The sequence below is a fragment of the Prochlorococcus sp. G4PB17 genome, assembly GCF_059772445.1.
This window is the reverse complement of the sequence record NZ_CM186288.1, coordinates 1776912-1795130: the sequence shown is the minus strand read 5'-3', so window position 1 is coordinate 1795130 and position 18219 is coordinate 1776912. Positions and strand designations below refer to the sequence as shown.

General features: G+C 37.3%; 21 protein-coding genes and 2 tRNA genes. 9 read left to right on the top strand and 14 right to left on the bottom strand.

Features of this window, described 5'->3' with window-relative positions:
- From AC6EJB_RS10180 to lipB, 4 genes are all read right to left on the bottom strand, one after another.
- The gene (locus tag AC6EJB_RS10180; RefSeq protein WP_498491348.1) at positions 1–1371 is read right to left on the bottom strand and encodes a dihydrolipoamide acetyltransferase family protein; all 1371 of its coding nucleotides are present in this window, start codon (positions 1369–1371) and stop codon (positions 1–3) included.
- A gap of 191 nt (positions 1372–1562) precedes the next feature.
- A complete protein-coding gene (locus AC6EJB_RS10175) occupies positions 1563–1997 on the bottom strand; it encodes a YlqD family protein (protein WP_498491347.1) in 435 nt (144 codons plus the stop codon).
- 79 nt (positions 1998–2076) lie between these two features.
- Positions 2077–4050 carry an AMP-binding protein gene (locus AC6EJB_RS10170; RefSeq protein WP_498491346.1) on the bottom strand — a complete coding sequence of 658 codons (1974 nt, stop codon included), beginning with the start codon at positions 4048–4050 and terminating at the stop codon, positions 2077–2079.
- Positions 4051–4098: 48 nt separating this feature from the next.
- A complete protein-coding gene (gene lipB / locus AC6EJB_RS10165; protein WP_498491344.1) occupies positions 4099–4821 on the bottom strand; it encodes a lipoyl(octanoyl) transferase LipB in 723 nt (240 codons plus the stop codon).
- On the opposite strand from lipB, the gene hpf reads away from it, so the two are divergent.
- The 4 genes from hpf to AC6EJB_RS10145 all read left to right on the top strand — a co-directional run bounded on the left by hpf (position 4804) and on the right by AC6EJB_RS10145 (position 8281).
- Complete coding sequence (gene hpf / locus AC6EJB_RS10160) at positions 4804–5388, top strand: ribosome hibernation-promoting factor, HPF/YfiA family (protein ID WP_498491342.1); 585 nt, start codon at positions 4804–4806, stop codon at positions 5386–5388. The two genes, lipB and hpf, sit on opposite strands and share 18 nt — an antisense overlap.
- An 11-nt stretch (positions 5389–5399) precedes the next feature.
- Entirely contained in the window at positions 5400–6086 is a 687-nt protein-coding gene (deoC, locus tag AC6EJB_RS10155; protein WP_498491341.1) for a deoxyribose-phosphate aldolase, read from the top strand.
- The gene (recO, locus tag AC6EJB_RS10150) at positions 6083–6883 is read left to right on the top strand and encodes a DNA repair protein RecO (RefSeq protein WP_498491340.1); all 801 of its coding nucleotides are present in this window, start codon (positions 6083–6085) and stop codon (positions 6881–6883) included. Before deoC ends, recO begins: the two co-directional genes overlap by 4 nt.
- A 123-nt stretch (positions 6884–7006) precedes the next feature.
- Positions 7007–8281, top strand: coding sequence for a glycosyltransferase family 4 protein (locus AC6EJB_RS10145; protein ID WP_498491339.1), 1275 nt, complete (start codon positions 7007–7009; stop codon positions 8279–8281).
- Here the strand turns inward: AC6EJB_RS10145 and proC are convergent.
- From proC to AC6EJB_RS10110, 7 genes are all read right to left on the bottom strand, one after another.
- A complete protein-coding gene (gene proC / locus AC6EJB_RS10140; RefSeq protein ID WP_498491338.1) occupies positions 8163–9014 on the bottom strand; it encodes a pyrroline-5-carboxylate reductase in 852 nt (283 codons plus the stop codon). The genes AC6EJB_RS10145 and proC overlap by 119 nt on opposite strands.
- Positions 9015–9027: 13 nt before the next feature.
- Positions 9028–9603, bottom strand: a complete 576-nt coding sequence (locus AC6EJB_RS10135; protein ID WP_498491337.1) for a cell division protein SepF — start codon at positions 9601–9603, stop codon at positions 9028–9030.
- A 157-nt stretch (positions 9604–9760) separates the two neighbouring features.
- A complete protein-coding gene (locus AC6EJB_RS10130; RefSeq protein WP_498491335.1) occupies positions 9761–10402 on the bottom strand; it encodes a YggS family pyridoxal phosphate-dependent enzyme in 642 nt (213 codons plus the stop codon).
- A 7-nt stretch (positions 10403–10409) separates the two neighbouring features.
- Positions 10410–10676: a PipX family protein gene (locus AC6EJB_RS10125; protein ID WP_498491334.1), complete on the bottom strand. Its 267-nt coding sequence runs from the start codon at positions 10674–10676 to the stop codon at positions 10410–10412.
- Positions 10677–10694: 18 nt separating this feature from the next.
- On the bottom strand, positions 10695–11609 hold the full coding sequence (locus tag AC6EJB_RS10120; RefSeq protein ID WP_498491333.1) for an energy-coupling factor transporter transmembrane component T family protein: 915 nt from the start codon (positions 11607–11609) through the stop codon (positions 10695–10697).
- Positions 11610–11624: 15 nt separating this feature from the next.
- Positions 11625–12989, bottom strand: a complete 1365-nt coding sequence (der, locus tag AC6EJB_RS10115; protein WP_498491331.1) for a ribosome biogenesis GTPase Der — start codon at positions 12987–12989, stop codon at positions 11625–11627.
- A gap of 109 nt (positions 12990–13098) precedes the next feature.
- Positions 13099–13305, bottom strand: a complete 207-nt coding sequence (locus AC6EJB_RS10110; RefSeq protein ID WP_498491330.1) for a hypothetical protein — start codon at positions 13303–13305, stop codon at positions 13099–13101.
- 13 nt (positions 13306–13318) lie between these two features.
- Here AC6EJB_RS10110 and dusB point away from each other — a divergent pair, with 13 nt between their 5' ends.
- Positions 13319–14311 carry a tRNA dihydrouridine synthase DusB gene (gene dusB / locus AC6EJB_RS10105; protein WP_498491329.1) on the top strand — a complete coding sequence of 331 codons (993 nt, stop codon included), beginning with the start codon at positions 13319–13321 and terminating at the stop codon, positions 14309–14311.
- A gap of 5 nt (positions 14312–14316) precedes the next feature.
- Here the strand turns inward: dusB and cobI are convergent, their stop codons facing one another.
- Genes cobI through aroQ form a run of 3 tightly spaced genes read right to left on the bottom strand, consistent with a single transcriptional unit; the run spans position 14317 to position 16140 of the window.
- The gene (gene cobI, locus AC6EJB_RS10100) at positions 14317–15045 is read right to left on the bottom strand and encodes a precorrin-2 C(20)-methyltransferase (RefSeq protein WP_498491327.1); all 729 of its coding nucleotides are present in this window, start codon (positions 15043–15045) and stop codon (positions 14317–14319) included.
- A gap of 35 nt (positions 15046–15080) precedes the next feature.
- Entirely contained in the window at positions 15081–15695 is a 615-nt protein-coding gene (locus AC6EJB_RS10095) for a MiaE family protein (RefSeq protein ID WP_498491325.1), read from the bottom strand.
- Positions 15696–15702: 7 nt separating this feature from the next.
- Positions 15703–16140: a type II 3-dehydroquinate dehydratase gene (gene aroQ, locus AC6EJB_RS10090; RefSeq protein WP_498491323.1), complete on the bottom strand. Its 438-nt coding sequence runs from the start codon at positions 16138–16140 to the stop codon at positions 15703–15705.
- 108 nt (positions 16141–16248) lie between these two features.
- Between aroQ and AC6EJB_RS10085 the strand changes: the two genes are divergently transcribed.
- The 4 genes from AC6EJB_RS10085 to AC6EJB_RS10070 all read left to right on the top strand — a co-directional run bounded on the left by AC6EJB_RS10085 (position 16249) and on the right by AC6EJB_RS10070 (position 17914).
- Positions 16249–16330 (top strand) — tRNA-Tyr (locus AC6EJB_RS10085).
- A gap of 11 nt (positions 16331–16341) precedes the next feature.
- Positions 16342–16413, top strand: a tRNA-Thr gene (locus AC6EJB_RS10080).
- Positions 16414–16790: 377 nt separating this feature from the next.
- The gene (locus tag AC6EJB_RS10075; RefSeq protein WP_269617134.1) at positions 16791–16898 is read left to right on the top strand and encodes a high light inducible protein; all 108 of its coding nucleotides are present in this window, start codon (positions 16791–16793) and stop codon (positions 16896–16898) included.
- 293 nt (positions 16899–17191) lie between these two features.
- Positions 17192–17914 (top strand): hypothetical protein, encoded by a 723-nt coding sequence (locus AC6EJB_RS10070; RefSeq protein ID WP_498491322.1) that lies wholly within the window; start codon positions 17192–17194, stop codon positions 17912–17914.
- Positions 17915–18219 lie beyond the last annotated feature (305 nt).

Genomic DNA, 18219 nt, shown 5'->3' with positions numbered 1-18219 from the left:
TCAAGACGAAAGGCTATAAGGGTTCTTTTCGATTAAGTATGCCAAATCCTTCAGGAACAGAGCTCCATCAGCCCCATAGATCACTCTGTGATCAGCGGTAAGATTTACTTGCATCTGTTTTTTGATTGAAATCGAACCATCTTTAGAAGCAACAACTTTAGACAAGGAAGCTCCTACCGCTAAAATTGCTCCAGTCCCTGGAGGCAGAATTGCATCAAAACGATCCACACCAAACATACCCAGATTCGAGAGCGTAAACGTACCACTGCTATATTCTTGAGGTTCTAATTGCTTATTCCTCGCACGCTTAACAAGATCAGACCATTGTAGGGATAAATCAGCAAGACTGGTCTTGTCAGCATTTTGCAGCACTGGAGTTATCAATCCTCCGTCCTCCATAGCAACTGCAACGGCTACATTTATTTGTGAAGGATAGGCAATTCCTTCAGAACTAAAAGCTGCATTCACCTGGGGGTGTCTAGCGAGGGTTAAGCCAACTGCTTTAGCAAGTAAAGCAGTCATGGTTACTCCATTAGGTTTAACTTGTTTATAAAGATCATCCAATTCATCAGTAAGAATTGAATATCCGACTCTGAAACAAGGAGTATTTAAACTTTCCTCCATGTTCCGATTGACAGCTTGTTGAAGAGTATTGAATGCAATTGTTTCCCCTCTTGATCCAAAACTTTTTCCTGGTGAAGGTGGCTTGCCGGGGTCAACAGATTTCTTTTCTATACGAGGCACATCAGAAACAATTTTCGCTGGAGCATTGCTTTCAGCAATCCAAGGAACACTTATGGGTTGCCCTTTTGCACTTTGAACATCCTCGGCTTGTATCCGTCCATGAGGTCCTGAGCCCCTAACAGTTGCCAAATCGACTCCCATTTGAGAAGCAAGTTTTTTAGCTCTAGGAGAGGCGATGGTTCGACCATCATTAAGGAACTGAGTCTGATTTGCAGAGGATTCTGAAACAAGAGGTGCAGTAGATGCCTTTGTAATTACAGTTGCTTTAGGAGAGTCAACAGAGGCTTGTTTTTCTTGAACTTGAGGCGATGCACTCTCTTTTTCTTGACTGGCTGATTGAGGGGAGGGAGAAGGTGCATTAGCTTGAGCCGCTGCGATCTCATCTGCAGTCTCAACAATCAATCCTATTGTCTCTCCAACAGGTGCAGAACTTCCAGCAGGCATGACGATAGATGCAAGAAAGCCATCTTGGAAAGACTCAACATCCATATCAGCTTTATCTGACTCAACAACTAAAACTGACTCACCTCTCTCAACTTTATCTCCAGGTTTTTTTAGCCACTCAACTATTTTGCCCTCAGTCATTGTTGAACTTAAAGCAGGCATAAAAATGTCATGAGTGGCCATAATTTGTTCCTTTTCCCTTTATGGAGAGTTTGTGGCAAGGCTTCAAAATTTTCTATCTAGAAGCTTTGCAAGTATCAATACATACCAATGTTAGTTCCACATGAGTGTCCTTACAACGATAGTTTTTTTTATGTGGATTTCGTCTTAATATCAAAAATTTTTTCTGGGATAAATTCTAGTTCGACCAAATTTCAATCTTGATCAATTGCCTCTACTACGCCATCTCTTACCAAAATACTCACTCCCATTTTACTGACTAAGTTATCACCAACTTTTAAATCACAAAAACTATCAATTTGTCCTTGCTCAACGATTTGTTCCATCTCAAACTCACGAACTTGAGATTGCTGTAATAAAAGATTTCTTTTTTGTTCTTCAAATTCTGATCTCTTCGAAGCAACTTGGTTCTGAACTTGAGCGACTTGCTCTTGAACTCTTGGGTCAAGAGGATTAGAGCTCTGACGCCTAATACCATCAACAATTTGTTGTCCTTCTTTTTCTAACTCACCAAGTTGCTGATCTATTGCAGATATTGCATTACTTAATTCTCGCTCAGCCTCCTCTTTCCATGAAGGTGTTACGACTGCTCTGACCGTTATTGAACGTTTTATAGAAATTGAGTCCACCTGATCAATAAATTATGATTCGATCCATAGGCTCTCAGTAAAAATAGTATTGGTCAATTTAATTGGCCAAACAAACAAATTACAAACCATATATTTCATTTACTAGTTTTATATCACGCTGAATAATTCTTTCACGTTTTTGCTTAAGAGTTTGCGTTAACAAGCCATTTTCTATTGTGAATGGCTCTACTAAAGCAATTGCAAATAATCTCTCTTCTCTTCTAGATGCAAGACGATTTGCAAGAATTTCATTCATTTCCAATCTTAGAGCTTGCCTTAATTCATTATTTTCAGGTGATAGTCCAAGAACAACTTGTGAATTCACACCCCTTTCTGATAGCCATCCTTTTACTTGATCAATTCTTGGAACAATCAAAGCAGCTAGATGTTTCTGATCTTGACCCAATAACAATGCCTGTTCAATCAATGGGCTCGCTATCAAGCATTCCTCCAAAGGACCAGGCTCAATATTTTCTCCACTACTTAGCACAATCGTATCTTTTGCTCTTCCAGTCAGTATTAAAGATCCATCATCAAGCAACATCCCTAAATCTCCAGTATTAAACCAGCCAGTAGCATCTAAAACCTTCTTTGATTCAGATGGTTTTCCTAAATAACCAGACATTATTTGAGTACCACGAGCAAGCACCAAGCCTTTTTGACGGAACTTTTTTATTCGGAATGTTTCTGGATCTACAATCTTTATCTCAGTCTCTGGTAAAGGTTGACCTGCGCCTCCACGAATATTTCTCCAAGGTCTTCTACATGTCAGAACTGGACTAGTTTCCGTCAAGCCATAACCAACTAATAATTCAACACCTAAGGCTTCAAAGAAAGAATCAATATGCGGAGCAATTGCACCTCCACCACTAATTGGGAATCTCAATCTTCCTCCACAAATCTTGGTAAGGATTTTTGGCCATAAGTAAATAGAAGCAATTCTATGAATTGGGAACCGTAAAATTATCTCTATAAAAGAGATAATTTGTTCTAAAGTAGAAACTCTATCAATTGTTAAAAAATAAAGCTTTCTTCGTGCCAATTTATATGCCTTACTGTTCGAGATTGCACTTTTTATCAAGGTCTTTCTCAGCCTTGGCATTTTATCCACAGCGTCCTCAAAACCTAGCTTTATTGACTCCCAAAGTCTTGGAACTGTTGCCATTACTATTGGCTTTACCCTAGGCAAATCTTCCTTAAGATGCCTAATCGATGTATAAGTTTGAGTACAACCACAAGAAAAGAAATAATATTCAGCACTACGTTCATAAGAATGCCAAATTGGTAAAACACTTAATACCGGGGCTCCCGGATTAGGGTTGGCTACGCAAGCAAGCGACCTAATTTGATGTAATAAATTAGAGTGTGATAATGGAACGCCTTTAGGTTTACCTGTCGTTCCAGAAGTATATAAAATTGTTGCTGTTCTAGTCGGTTTTCTCTTAATTTTTTTCTCCCATTTATTTACATTTTCAATGTTAAATTCTTTCTTTAAAAAACTCTCCCATTCAAAAACGCCTTCACTAGCTTTACCCTCAAGTTGAAGAACAAATTTCAAATTATTCTTTTGATCATCATTAAGCGAAAGTCGTTGCCAGACGTCGGAGTTTTGAACAATCAATCCAACCGCATTTGAATCCTCAAGAATATATCTAAGCTCACTTGGTGGAGCAGTAGAACCTCTAACAGAGTCTGTTGCACCTATCCGCATAAGGCCTTGATCAGCAATTAGCCATCTAGGACTATTTTCTGCAAAGAGAGCAACCACATCATCAGCTTCTATCCCGACCTGGGAAAAGGCAAATGCCGCCTTAGTAATATTTTCTGCGAGTTCCTTATATGTAAAGCTTTCTGAGTGGAAAGTATGCGGTGAATCAACCGCTAATACATCGCCCAACTGAACTTTTAAAAGTTCCCAAATTTCATCAACTTGAGCGATTTTCTCAAGATGAGATCTTCTATTAATTGCTTTTTCCTCTTTTCTATTAGGCATCCAAAAAGCCAAAGCTTCTCTAGAAGCAAATATGTTGTTTTGTGAATTGGTTTTTGTCATATCCAAAAAATTAATTTTTTATTCCATTAGTAATACTTAAAGGTCAATTTATATGTTTTCCCAGTTCAATTTAAAACGTCTTTTTACAGATTCCCTTAAAAGAGGCTTAACGTCACAGACTTTGATGCCAGGTATCCAATCACTCAATTTACCTAATTTCACTTTATCCAGTCCACAAGGAATTATCTTCTCAAAACCAATAAGATCACAATCTACATTTAGTGAGAATCCATGTTGAGTTACCCATCTCTTGCAACCAATTCCTATTGAGCCAACCTTTTTATCTTCACACCAAACTCCTGTTAAGCCATCCACCCTCTTTCCCTCTATTCCCAACAAGTCAAGGACATCGATCACCACTTGTTCCAATTCTCTCAGATACCAAGATAAATCTTTTTTGTGAAGACTTAAATTTAAAACTAGATATCCCACGACCTGTCCAGGCATATGATGCGTGACTTCACCTCCTCTTTCAATACTAAAAATGGGTAAAGGAGATTTATTTTCTTCAAATAACAAATTTTTTTTGTCACTTCCTCTACCTATTGTGAAACAAGAAAAGTGCTCAAGAAACCATACTGCTTGCGGTGAGAACGGTTCTTCAATAAGGCTTTTCTGAAATTTCTTCTGCCAACATAAGGCAGTCTCAAATGGCACAATATTTTTAGGTTCAAAAAGAAAAGCGGAAGAAGATTGTGCAAGTTGAGGGGTTAGATCTAAGTTGCTATAAGGCCCTGATTCAGGCGAAACAAAATGAAGCTTCTTATTCATGGACGCAATCTTGAATTAACTCCATCGCTTCGTGATTACACCAAAACAAAAATTGATAAAGCAACTCACAATTTCCAAGAAATGGTGCAAGAAGCTGATGTCCACCTCTCAGTTGCTCGAAATCCGCGGGTACCCCAACAAACAGCAGAGGTGACTGTTTTCGCAAATGGAACAGTAATAAGAGCGCAAGAAAGAAGTGAAAATCTTTATGCAAGCATCGACTTAGTAGCAAATAAACTTGCACGTCAATTACGCAAGTATAAAGAGCGGCATAACACTCATCATGCTCATAATAATCAGTCAACAAAATCTATCCAAAATGAAGACACTCAAAATTATTCTTCTTCAGATAATTCACTCATTGAGGGGAAAGCACCTCATCTCCCTAGTCCAGGGGTTAGACGCAAATATTTTGAAATGCTCCCAATGAGTATTGAAACAGCAAGAGCCCAATTAGATCTTATTGATCATGACTTTTATTTGTTTAGAGAGGAAGAGGGATCAGGATTACGAGTCATATACAAGAGAAATCATGGAGGATATGGTGTCATCCAAGAAAAAAATTAGCTAAAACTCAAATGGTAAAAAATAGTTTAGGAGAAGCAAATACCAATATTTCTCATTTAATTCATCAAGCAGTCTTAAATCCTCATTTAGAAAGAGATCTGATTGTTCAGATTTGTGATGGATCAAAGCAAATTGGCTTTGCAGGTTTATGCACCTGTCTTTCTCACATATCAATTGTCCGTGAAAGGTTAGGAAGAAAAAGTACTACAAAATTAATAACAGTAATTGCATTTCCTTTTGGATTTATCCCAACTTATAACAAACTCAAAGAAGCAGAATATGCAATTGAGAAAGGAGCAGAAGAATTAGATATTGTTCCAAATTATTTTGCATTACAAGAGGGGAATATTGAACTTTTTGCGGAGGAAATAAATCAATTAAGTGAACTTTCTATTCCTATAAGAGTCATAATTGATTCAAATACACTTTTAACTTCATCAAAACTTTCCTCAGCAATAAATGCTTCAATTGATGCAGGCGCAAATGGTATTCAAGTCGGGAATGGTTTTGGCACTGTTATAGATAAAAATCAAATTCAGAAGGTTGCTAAAATTGTTAATAATCGCTGTTCTATTAAGGCAGTTGGAGGTATTAAGACTTTTGATAAAGCAATGGATATCATTGATGCAGGGTCAACTTATATAGGTACAACCTTTGGATTTGAAATTAACCAAGAGCAAAAGAATCAAGATAAATGAGTTTAACTCAAAGAGTGAAAGGACTATCTTTAAAAGTTGGACCTCTAGGCGAAAATGACAGGCTTTTAACCATACTAACTGAAGAGAATGGGATCTCACGTCTTGCAATACCAGGAGCTAGGAAACCCAAAAGTAGACTGGGAGCAACATCTCCTTTTAATTTTTTAGACTTACATATAGTTGGGAAAAGAGGTCTTAAGAAAGTTACACAAATAAAGATTATTAAGAGTTATGGGAATCTTGGTAAGCATTTAGAAACGCTTTCAGCTGCTCAAGCAATTTCAGAATTATTAATGATTATGGTTGGGAATGAAGATCCGCAAAAAGATTTGCTTAAAATGGTTTTAATTCATTTAAATAGACTCGACGACTTACATAAAGCAGAATTTGATTCATTACAAGCTTTAGCAATAAGTGTCCAATCATGTATGCATTTATTGGCACTAGGAGGGTATTGCTTACCCCTTCAAAATTGTTGTCACTCTGGCACCAAACTTTTACCACCTATTGGACAATGGAACTGGAAGTGTAGTTTTCTTCCCGAAGAAGGTTTTGCTATTGGAGAAATAGCCAATGCAAATATTGAGCTAAATCCATCTGAGCTTGCTTTACTTCAAAGACTTTTACTAGAAAAAATACCTTTTCATAGCAATGGAGACTTATTAGGTCCTAAACATGTTTGGTTGAAATTATTAAAAATAGTTGAAGTATGGATCGATACTCATTTACAAAAAAAAATCGCATCTCTCCAAATGATGAGAGAAGTATTAATTAGCAATGATCTAAATACTAAATAGACCAATATATTTGAACTAAATTATTATTTTATACACCATATTTATAAATTATTTAACCTTTAACAATAGTTTGAGAAGAAATATGGGATAGCTGCTAATTTAAAATACCGGTTCTTTTAGAGTTTGACCCATATAGCCTGGCTAGGCAAAAAAACACCTTTCTGCGGAAACGTCTGTTACGGGCTAAGCACGACTGAAGAGCTTAGAGAGAGAGGATATCAAACAAGTTTTATTCATTTTGATAATCCACTTAGAGAGGGAAATAATAAGACCTCTCTACTTGCAAATGATCCTGATGTAAGTCTTCCTTATTTAATTAAATCTCAGGTTTACACAATACCTTCTTTGAATGCTCAAAGAGAGCTTCGAGAATCTCTTTCAAGGCTTAAACCTGATTTAGTCCATGCAAGTCTGACTCTCTCTCCATTAGATTTTCGTCTTCCTGAACTTTGTCATCAACTTAATTTACCTTTAATCGCAACTTTTCATCCAGCTTTCGATTCAAAGCTGAGAAATCTTACCGCCAATACACAGCAACTTACCTACCAACTTTATGCACCATCATTAGCTAAGTATGACAAAGTTATTGTTTTCTCGGATATGCAAGCAGAAGTACTTGCAAAACTAGGTGTAAAAGAAAGCCGACTTGATGTAATACCCAACGGAATTGACATAAAAAAATGGTGTCCCATTAATCCGAAAAATACACTAAATAACCTTCAATTAGAAATCAGGAAAAAATTAGGTTCTGAGAGAATCTTTATCTATATGGGCAGAATAGCTTCTGAAAAAAATGTTGAAGCTTTACTGCGTGCATGGAGATTTGTTCAACCAAATGGATGTCGACTAGTAATTGTAGGAGATGGACCGCTAAGGCCTACTCTTGAAAATAATGCAATATTTAATAAAGAAGATAATGTCATCTGGTGGGGATATGAAGCCGATCAAAACAAAAGAGTCGCACTTCTTCAACTCGCTGAGGTTTTCTTACTTCCAAGCCTTGTAGAAGGATTATCAATCGCCTTACTCGAAGCCATGGCAACTGGTACAGCATGCGTGGCAACTGATGCAGGAGCCGATGGAGAAGTCCTTGAAAATGGTGCAGGAATCATACTAAATACTGAAGGAGTCACTTCTCAGTTAAGGACTCTTTTACCTGTTTTACGCGACCAACCAGTACTCACTAACGAATTAGGTAGACGTGCACGTTTAAGAGTGGAGGAAAAATATACACTTCAACAGAATATTGACTCACTTGAAAATCTATATTCAAACTTACTTAGTTCATATCATTCGAAATCTCTTCAGCCAATTGACGACTCTTCTGAGATGCCACGACAACTGCTTCAATTAAAGCGGATCTCAAGCCCGCAAGTTCAAGGTGTCGAAGAGCGCTGATTGTAGTCCCTCCTGGAGAAGCAACCATATCTTTAAGTTCAGCAGGATGTAAACCTTTTTTTCTCAATAGAGATGCAGTTCCAGAAAGTGTTTTGTGTGCTAATTGATTGGACAAATAGCGTGTTAATCCAGCCGCAACAGCTCCATCAGCCATTGCTTCAAGCACTAGCGCTATATATGCAGGTCCTGAAGAAGTTAGAGCTAAGAAGGAATCAAGCTGTTTCTCCTCTAACTCAAATATTTCACTGATCGGTTCAAAAATCTTTTTCACTGCATTCTTTTGCTCCAAAGTTATGTCATTTCCCCATGCGAGACCAGTAAGTCCCTCTCCGACCAGTGAAGGAGTATTCGGAACAGCTCTTACACATGTGTGTCCAGGGAAAGCACGAGTAAGACTATTCAATGTTATTCCAGCTAAAATTGAAATTAATAAAGGTTTAGGGAACTGCTCATTGCATTGAAATGTTGAGACGGATTCCTTTATTTTGTTGAATTGTTGAGGTTTTACAGCCAATAACTTTATTGGAACATTCCATACATCTACAGACAAACTATCCTCACTAGATAAAACTTTTACTCCTTGAGGAAGACCACTATTTGAAGATGGAATACTTGAGGCACTCCCAACAATTCCAATAACATTCTCAGGCTTGTATTCCCCTCTTTCCAAAAGAGGGGAAATAATAGCTTTAGCCATACGGCCAAAACCAATTATACCAATGGAATTTTCCAATCTATTTAATCTTTCAAAGAGCGGTGGCCACTGTCTCCCCCCAAGCAGGCTCTGGAGCAGGAGAAGACTCCTTAGCAATCAAATCTGTTCCTTTATTAGTCATACTTGAAGGGGATGCTTCCTCTTGAAAAGAATTAGTTACAGTTACGCAAGAAGGTGCAAAAAGGAAAATACTTTCTCCAACTCTTTCTTGATGTCCATCGATAGCGAATGTCCCACCTGCAACGAAATCAACAGCTCTCTGAGCCTGATCGGGCTCCATCATTGTTAGATTTAAAATAACTGTTTTACGCTCACGTAAAGCCTGAATCACTCTTGGCATTTCATCAAAACTACGTGGTTCCATCAAGCTAACTTCAGAATCGTTAGTTGCGATACCAGGCATACCAATGACATTTGATGAACCATAACCATTACGGCCATCAAAAGGGTTGGGCTGAGAAATGGTTGACATCTCTCCACTTCCTCCTTTGTTGGCTCTATTGAAATTTTCAAAATCGTCGCTTGTTTCGTAATCGAGCTCATCAAAATCACTATCTAAAAAGTCATCGCCAGCGACGACAGCACGAAGACGGGAAATAAGCGACACCAGATAATCCTCTCGGGATGATTTGTTAAAAAGTTGGATAAGCCAACAAGCGATACATCTTCAACAATATTGAAGAATGAACCATATACTTAGATAACGCTACTTAAGATAAGGGGCAAGCTTTTTTATTAGTTTTTTCATATCTTCCATTATTTACCTAGATTCGACGTTTACCAAACAAAAGAGAACCTAAACGTATCCATGTAGCCCCTCCTGCTATTGCCTCTTGCCAATCATTACTCATTCCCATTGAGCAATCCTTTATCCCCAAATAATTTGCAAGATTTCTACATTCAGTAAATAACTCTTGTCTTTGATACGAATTTAGAGCTATTGGTGGAATTGTCATAAGGCCAATTAAATGAATATTCTTAAAAGAAATAATCTTGGACCAGCTTTCTAAAAGTTCTTGCTTTGAAAATCCACCTTTGTTGGGATCAGTTCTAAATTTTACTTGTAAAAATATATTCGGTGTTTTTTTTTCTTCTTCTGAAATTCTAGAAATTCTCTCAAGCAAAGGTAAAGAATCAACTGAATGAATAAAATCAAATTCTTTAATAACCCTTCGAACTTTATTTTTCTGCAAAGTACCAACAAAATGCCATCGAAGTTGATTTAAATCAATTAGGTCATGTTTCTTAGGGATAGCCTCTTGTAATCGACTTTCTCCAAAATCCAACTGACCATAGCAAGAAAGTTGCCTTATAGAATCTCGATGATGCCCCTTGCTGACAGCAAGTAAACTCACCCCCATGGGTAAGGAATCTCTTAGTTTCTTAAACTCATGGGCGCAAATCAAAGTAAACTCAAATAAAAGTTTGATTAAATAATTCTCTCCAAACTTCAATATCTGGAGATTTCTCTCTTCTCGATTTAGACAAATGCATTTCCGAATAGTGTCTAGCATCCATATAAGGAATAACTTCAAAAGTCGCTCCTCTTGGTTGCAAAGTAACTAAAAAAAATATTTTCTGTGCATATAAAGTTGCATATACATCTCTACCATTAGTTGCTGGTGACACTAGATATAGCATGCCAAAAGTTGGATGATTTAGGTAGCGTTCAGCGTTCAAATCTTAAATTTTATTTAATTAAGATGTACCATACATACAACGTAAGCTAATAGCTATCAAAAGCAAAAGAATTGAGGATAAATTAATCCATAAATATCTAGGATCAATAACAATGCAAGGCCTAAGTTGCTCGGAAGATAACCAAAGCCCCTCTCTTAACATGAGAGAATTAGCTCCTTGTTCCGCTCTAAGCAAGATATTTGACAAAAGTCTTTCCCCGATAGATACAAAAAAAACTAATGTATTTTTAAGTCCCAATTTTCTAAAATTAATTGCTCTCAAAGCTATTGATCGAAAGAGATTTTGAAGTTCTTCTTGAACTAGAGGTAAAAATCGTAATGCCAAAAGGAGTTGAAATGACAATTTTTCTAAAGGTAATCCGATAAAAATTAAAGGAGAAAAAAACCACCTTATTGCCCATACAAGGTCTTCAGGAGGAGTGGTCAGTAACATCAAATTCACACTATGAATAACTGTAAAAATTAGAGTCGAAGTTTTAACACCTAATTCTGCAGATCGACGATCTATAACTAACGGTCCTAGTGAAATGCTACCGAAATTAAATGGTCCCACCCTAAAAATCTCCCATGATCGAGACATAACAATTGCTCCTGGTATTTCATCAGGCGCTCTTATAGTCAATTCACTTGCTGCTTCACTTGCAGGTAAAACAATCGATAAGAGGCCTATAATCAAGGAAAATGCTATTAAGAATAATAGTGATCGCCACCAAATACGAGACGGTAAAAAGCTAAAGAATGTAATCAACAAAAGAGCAAAGGCTGTTGAAACTCTCCAAATAGAGTTAGCTAAAATTGGAGTTAACAAAAACAAAAGTATCCAAGAGAGTTTGATTCGAGGATCAATGACACGAAGCCAGCTAGATTTTCCAGAGACATATTGACCAATAGGAATTTTTTTTAACCAGTCCATAATTAATTACAGGTTTCAGGTCCCTTTTTGTTGGCGTGCCAAATCTTTTTCGACATCACGTTGCTGCTTACCTCTCCAAAATAATTTAATCGGTGTCCCTTCAAAGCCTAGCCCCTCTCTTATTTGTCTTTCTATATATCTTCGATAAGTGGCTCCAAATAATTTGGGTTCATTCACAAAAAGGGTGAAACTTGGTGGATTAATTGCAACTTGAGTACCGTAATATAGTCGTCCCTGCTTGCCACCTCTAGTAGTAGGAGGACTTCTCCATTTCAAAGCCTCAGTAAGTACTTCATTAACAACTGACGTACTTACCCTTTTTCGATTTTGTTCAACTGCCAATATGGCTAACGCAAAAATACCCTCTACTCTTTGTCCGGTAAGTGCTGAGGTAAAAATCATTGCCGCCCAATCAAGAAAATATAGTTTTGAACGAATATCTTTTTCCATTGCCGACATAGTATGACTATCTTTTTCGATAGCATCCCATTTATTAACAACAATCAAACATGCTCTGCCTTCCTGTTCAATTCTACCTGCAAGCCTTTGATCTTGCTCTGTTACTCCATCCAAAGCGTCTATAACAAGAACACAGACGTCACTTCTTTCTATTGCTTTAAAGCTACGATTGATACCAAAGAATTCTGGACCATAATTGACACTTCTACGTCTACGTATTCCCGCGGTATCGACTAATTTCCACTGTTTACCCTCATGAGTGATTCGAGTATCAATAGTATCTCGCGTAGTACCTCTAATAGAGCTAACAATTGCCCTTGTCTCTCCACAAATAGCATTAAGAAGACTTGACTTCCCTACGTTTGGTCTCCCAATAATTGCCAATTGAATAGGTGAATCAGTAACTTCATCTAAATCTTTAGAAGGAAAGAAAGTAATTACATGATCAAGCAAATCACCTGTTCCAACGCCATGTATTGCAGATATTGGATAAGGCTCTCCCAGACCAAGTTTCCAAAATTCAGCTGCCATTGCCAAGCCTTGCTCGGGAGATTCACATTTATTAACTACTACTAGTGTTTTACATGAATGAGACCTTAAAAATTCAGCGATCGATTCATCAGCTGTCGTGATACCTTCCTGGCCATCAACAATTACTAGCGCAACTACAGCTTCTTCAAGAGCAAGATTTGCTTGCTCTCTTATATCAGGAAGAAACTCACTATCGTCTTCAAAAACCAACCCACCAGTATCTACAACTTTAAAATCTCTATCCCTCCAAAATCCATCTTGATAAGACCTATCTCTTGTTACCCCTGGTTCATCATGAACGATGGCTTGTCTACTTTGACATAAGCGATTTACCAATGTAGATTTGCCAACATTTGGTCGCCCTATTATTGCAACTATTGGTATGGCCAAATTTCTCTACCTTTCATAAGATCATTAACCCTTTATAGGTCAAAATTGAGATTAATTCTTCATACTACAACTATGAACAAAGACTCAAATCTAACATGAGATTTAAAAATCAAACTCCGATTAAAAGATTCACCTCAAAAAAGAAGGATGTATTAAATACAAAAAAACCTTCGATAATAACAATCCTTCTAATATTGATTGCCTTTCTACAAGTACCAATAGCCTTAAAATCCTCCTTCGGTATTGTTTGTTTATTTTCTGAAGCCAGCAACGCAGATAATACTTTGTTTTCATGCAATGATTGATAAAAATCCAAGATCACTTTGAGGATGAAAGTTTTACCTCCGATTTTTTTATCAGGTAATGGGACATCTAGATCTTTGGAGTGTCCAATTATCCAGTCTCCACTTGCAGGCGTCAGTGATCAAATATTCAGAAATTTTGTACGTAGATGGGCTCCAAAAGCTTTGCTATTTACTGAAATGGTGAATGCTAAAAGTCTTGAATTAGGTCATGGAGAAGAGAAGGTAAATGAGCTTTCAGAAGAGAAAGGACCAATTGGTGTTCAACTTTTTGACTATCGTCCAGAATCAATGATTGATGCTGCAATTAAAGCAGAATCCCATGGTGCATTCCTCATAGATATCAATATGGGATGTCCAGTAAAAAAAATTGCAAAAAAAGGCGGCGGAAGTGCTTTATTAAAGGAACCAGAACTTGCTCAAACAATCGTCAAAAAGGTTTCTAAAGCTATCTCAATTCCATTAACAGTAAAAATAAGATTAGGCTGGTGTGAAAATACCAGTGATCCAGTCTCTTTTGCTTTAGGTCTGCAGGATGCTGGGGCTCAGTTAATAACTGTTCATGGACGCACAAGAAAGCAAGGCTTTTCAGGAACTGCAAATTGGGAAGCTATTTCAAAAATCAAAAAATCATTAGATATCCCTGTTATCGCAAATGGTGACATCAAAAATACTCGTGATGCAATTCAATGCCTCGAGATCACAAATGCTGATGGGATCATGATTGGTAGAGCAAGCATGGGTGCGCCATGGCTTATAGGGCAAATCGATGAAGAGATTAACCATCAAAAAACTTTTAGGACACCAGACGCAAACATGAAAGTTCGTTTGTCATTGGAACACCTCAAGTTACTTGTATCAAAAAAAGGTAATCATGGACTTTTAATTGCGAGGAAACATATGAATTGGACTTGCAAAGGTTTCCAGGGCGCCTCTTCGCTGAGACATAAATTGGTTAGAGCAAGCACCCCAAAAGAAGCAATTAGACTTCTTGAAGAGGAACTCATTAAATTAAGCTAAGAAATTCATGGCAATTGAGATGGCCATCTTTGTCGAATCAACAGCAAAGAAAAATATGGTCTACTTGCAGGGAGTACGTCAGATGCCCTAAAAATTTGTTGATCAGAAAAGCCTACCTTTTCTGCAAATATAGAACTTTCTAATAGGTCTAATTCTTTAAGTACAGGTTTAACCCATTTCCATTTTTTCCCAAGCTTGAGCAACACAACTACCCTGTTCATTATTAATGCTTCAGACAAAATAACCTTTAGGACCTCAGACGAATCTGGTACTGGTACTACAAGCAATTGCTCTTCTTGAAGAGCAAGTGGCAATTTACACACAGCGGCGGCGGCAGAAAAAGATGAAACACCTGGAATAAGCTTAACGATGCACTCTGTCTTATATTTTTCTAATTCCTTTGAAAGATATGAACCTGTCGAAAAAAGTGAGATGTCTCCTTGAGCAAGGAAAACGACTCTTTCTCCTTTCTTAACCATCTCCATTAATTTATTACCAGCGTCTCGCCATGCACTTTTCAATGTGCTGTAATCATCAACCATAGGGAAATATAAAGGTAATTTTTTTTTATCTTTAGTTATCCATTTTGAGGCAATCATCTCAGCAAGGCTCTCTCCTCCAACAATTGAGACAGGGTAAGAAACGACAGTAGACTCTTTAATAGCTTCAACTGCTGCCAAAGTTAATAAAGAGGGGTCTCCTGGACCTACACCGGTAATGGTCAAAACTTTCATTTAATTTGGTAAATCTTCCTATTCAAAACAACAACTCAACTATGCATCCTTGGCTCTTGGTGCATTTCAACTAAAGCTTCCGATTCAACCCTAGCTAATTCACCCAGCCTTGAAGTAAAAATTTTTCTATCAAAGCGTTCATTTGCCAACTTCCAATAAATCCCAAAATGCCTAGCCTCACTTTTTAATAAGTCGTCGTATAAATTACGAAGTTCAACATCAGGGGAATACATAGACAACAATTTCATTCTCTCGTGACTTCTTGCCTCAATAAGTCCAGCAACTAGAAAACTATCCAACATTCGTGTTGGTTCATCTTTAGAAATATTTTTCGCCAAAATCGACCCATACGGAGGTGATGCTAATTTTTGTAATTTTTTTCCACGGGATTTCAAAATGGACAAGACCCTCTCAAAATGCTCAAGCTCCTCTCGTGCTAATGGGCTTAAAACTTCAGAAAGACCAGGCTCACTCACATAACGAAACATCAGTTGAAGAGCTACTCCAGCCGCTTTTCGCTCACAATGTGCATGATCCAAAAGTATTTCCATTGGATTGGAAATAGCAAGATTTATCCAATTTTCACTAGTTTTATTTATTAGCCAGTGAATCTTTAAATTCTCCACACCTTGATAATATGAATTATCCATACGCTCCTCAGACTCGGTTTAAAAAAGAAACTATTCCTTTTAAGGCAAGTTGATAACTAGTTGGTCCAAAGCCACAAACCAAACCCAATGCCTTATCAGAAAGAAATGATTTGTGGCGAAATTCTTCCCTCGAATAAATATTGCTTAAATGTACTTCCACATAGGGAATATCAACTCCCAGTAATGCATCTCTAATTGCTATGGAAGTATGAGTATAGGCACCTGCATTTATTAATATCCCATCAACTAAACCAGCATTATTTTGAATGCAACTAATCATCTCACCTTCTGAATTACTCTGAAAGAATTTAAGGTTTGCATCAAGCTCACTTGCCAAAATAAGTAACTCTTCTTGAATGTCCTCCAAAGTTTGAATCCCATATATAGATGGCTCTCTTTTCCCCACAAGATTCAAATTAGGCCCATTGATTAATAAAAGATTCATATTTCTCTTAAATTAAACATCTTTAATGATGGTATCGACTCCAACCTCAAAGGACCAACAAATTCTATAAAAGTAGCACCCTTGGCTGTTAATCTCATTGAGTGGATCGGGTCGGTGCCCGAGTGGTTAATGGGGGCGGACTGTAAATCCGCTGGCTACGCCTACGTTGGTTCAAATCCAACCCGGCCCATCTTTCCACAAGCCCTTGTAGCTCAGCGGTAGAGCACTCCCTTGGTAAGGGAGAGGTCTCGGGTTCAAGTCCCGACGAGGGCATCGTCGGAAGCTTAACCAGGGCAAGCGATCTAAGGCACTAGGATCGCATATCTTTAAAAGTGGACGTCCTATTATGGGTCCACTTTTGTTGTTTTTAGACCATTTTGCTTGATTCTTCTGATCTGACGTAAGTCCCAAAATGGCAACTATTAAAAGAAGTTGGGGCAACTGAAAAGTACTCATTTCAAACATCCCCCCATTACTCCCAAACAATAAGAGCTTCTTTCCATTTCATTTTTAAACTGCTAAATATTTATGGCTGAAATTTGAATAAGTTTTTGTTATAGCTTTCATCAACTCTCATAATCAAAAAAGTGAGTAAAACCCACAGAGAGAGTGTTTTTTCTTTATATTTGTTTTATATTTGCAAATTTATCATGTCTCCTGAAGCAGAAAAGTTTAACGGTTGGGCAGCAATGCTTGGCTTTGTTGCAGCCTTTGGTGCATACGCAACAACAGGGCAAATTATTCCCGGCATCTTCTAAGTGGAACTTAATCCATTTAAACCCTATCAACAATTTTTTCAAAACCTTTTGAAAAAATCTAAAAAAAGCTCTTAATGGTCTGGTTAAGAGCTTTTTTAATATTTTTTAAACTATCTATAATTACGCTCAAAACGTCTATTAAACATTGCCAAGACTAATAATTCTCTCAAGGAATATTGAAAACTTTTAAACCTGGAAAAACTTTATGTTAAACCTTGTCAAACCATCCACGAATTAAGTATGGCAAGACAAAGCAAAAGGCGTGATGATTTGAATTAAAGATATCCAGGCTAATGTCATTTGAAGTTACTTACAACGGCGATATTCAATACATAAAGGTCTTTTACTCCACCGAAAAGACAAGAGAAGGAAAATATTATGGCGAATTCTATAAAAAGATGGATGCTCTAGCAAGTGACATAAGACGCCTTAAACAAGAACTTGACGAAGACAGTGAAAAGGCAGCGAAGATTGCAAAAGATGCTGCTAACAAAGCCCTTTCAGAAAGATTTGGCCCCCTTAGATACGTTCTTGACGAAGATCTATGGGACGAATCCATAGTGATAAGCAAAATTCTGGATGACAGAAAAGAGAAAATGGTGGCACTAGCACAGAAAACTTTAAATAGTGAAGTTCTTCTTGAAGAAGACGGTGCAGAGGAATACGAAATCCACTTAGACGAAGGAGCAATAGAAGTTAATGGTAAAAGAATAGAGCTATCGGTAATTGAGTTGTTTGATTGTGATGACTATCACGAATGGAATGAGACAAAACTAACAAAATTGGAAAAGCTTGATTGGTTTATTGTTTGGGCGAAAACAGAAGCAGGAGAATTCAAGACAAATGGCGGGAAGCATGAGGGGGATTTTTCATTCGAGGAATTACACATGGAGAGTAATTTGCTTCATTACAGAGATTTACCACTTATCGTTCCCATCAACGGAACAGATATTTTTAGCAATGAACTTGAAATCCATTTTGGAGATGCAACTCAAGAATCACTGGATATGAGGTAATAAATTTTACTGAGCAGGATCATTAATTTGATTTTCAGGTAATTGCCAAATATCGATAATTTATTTTCAATGCAAATTTTTTTTAGACTAAACAAATCCATTATATTCGTCTTGTATTTCTAATCTTAGGGATCACTTATTAAGGGTATTAAGAAAGGCACCCCGACTCACTGGTGTCCCTGGGTGCCTTTCTCTGGTTACAGAACGGATTGTGTGAGGAGTTGTTCTGCTATAACTTTTATAATTAGTTCAAGAGATAAAAATCAACAGAAAAAATACTTATTTTTAGTGTTCCAAAAAGTTAA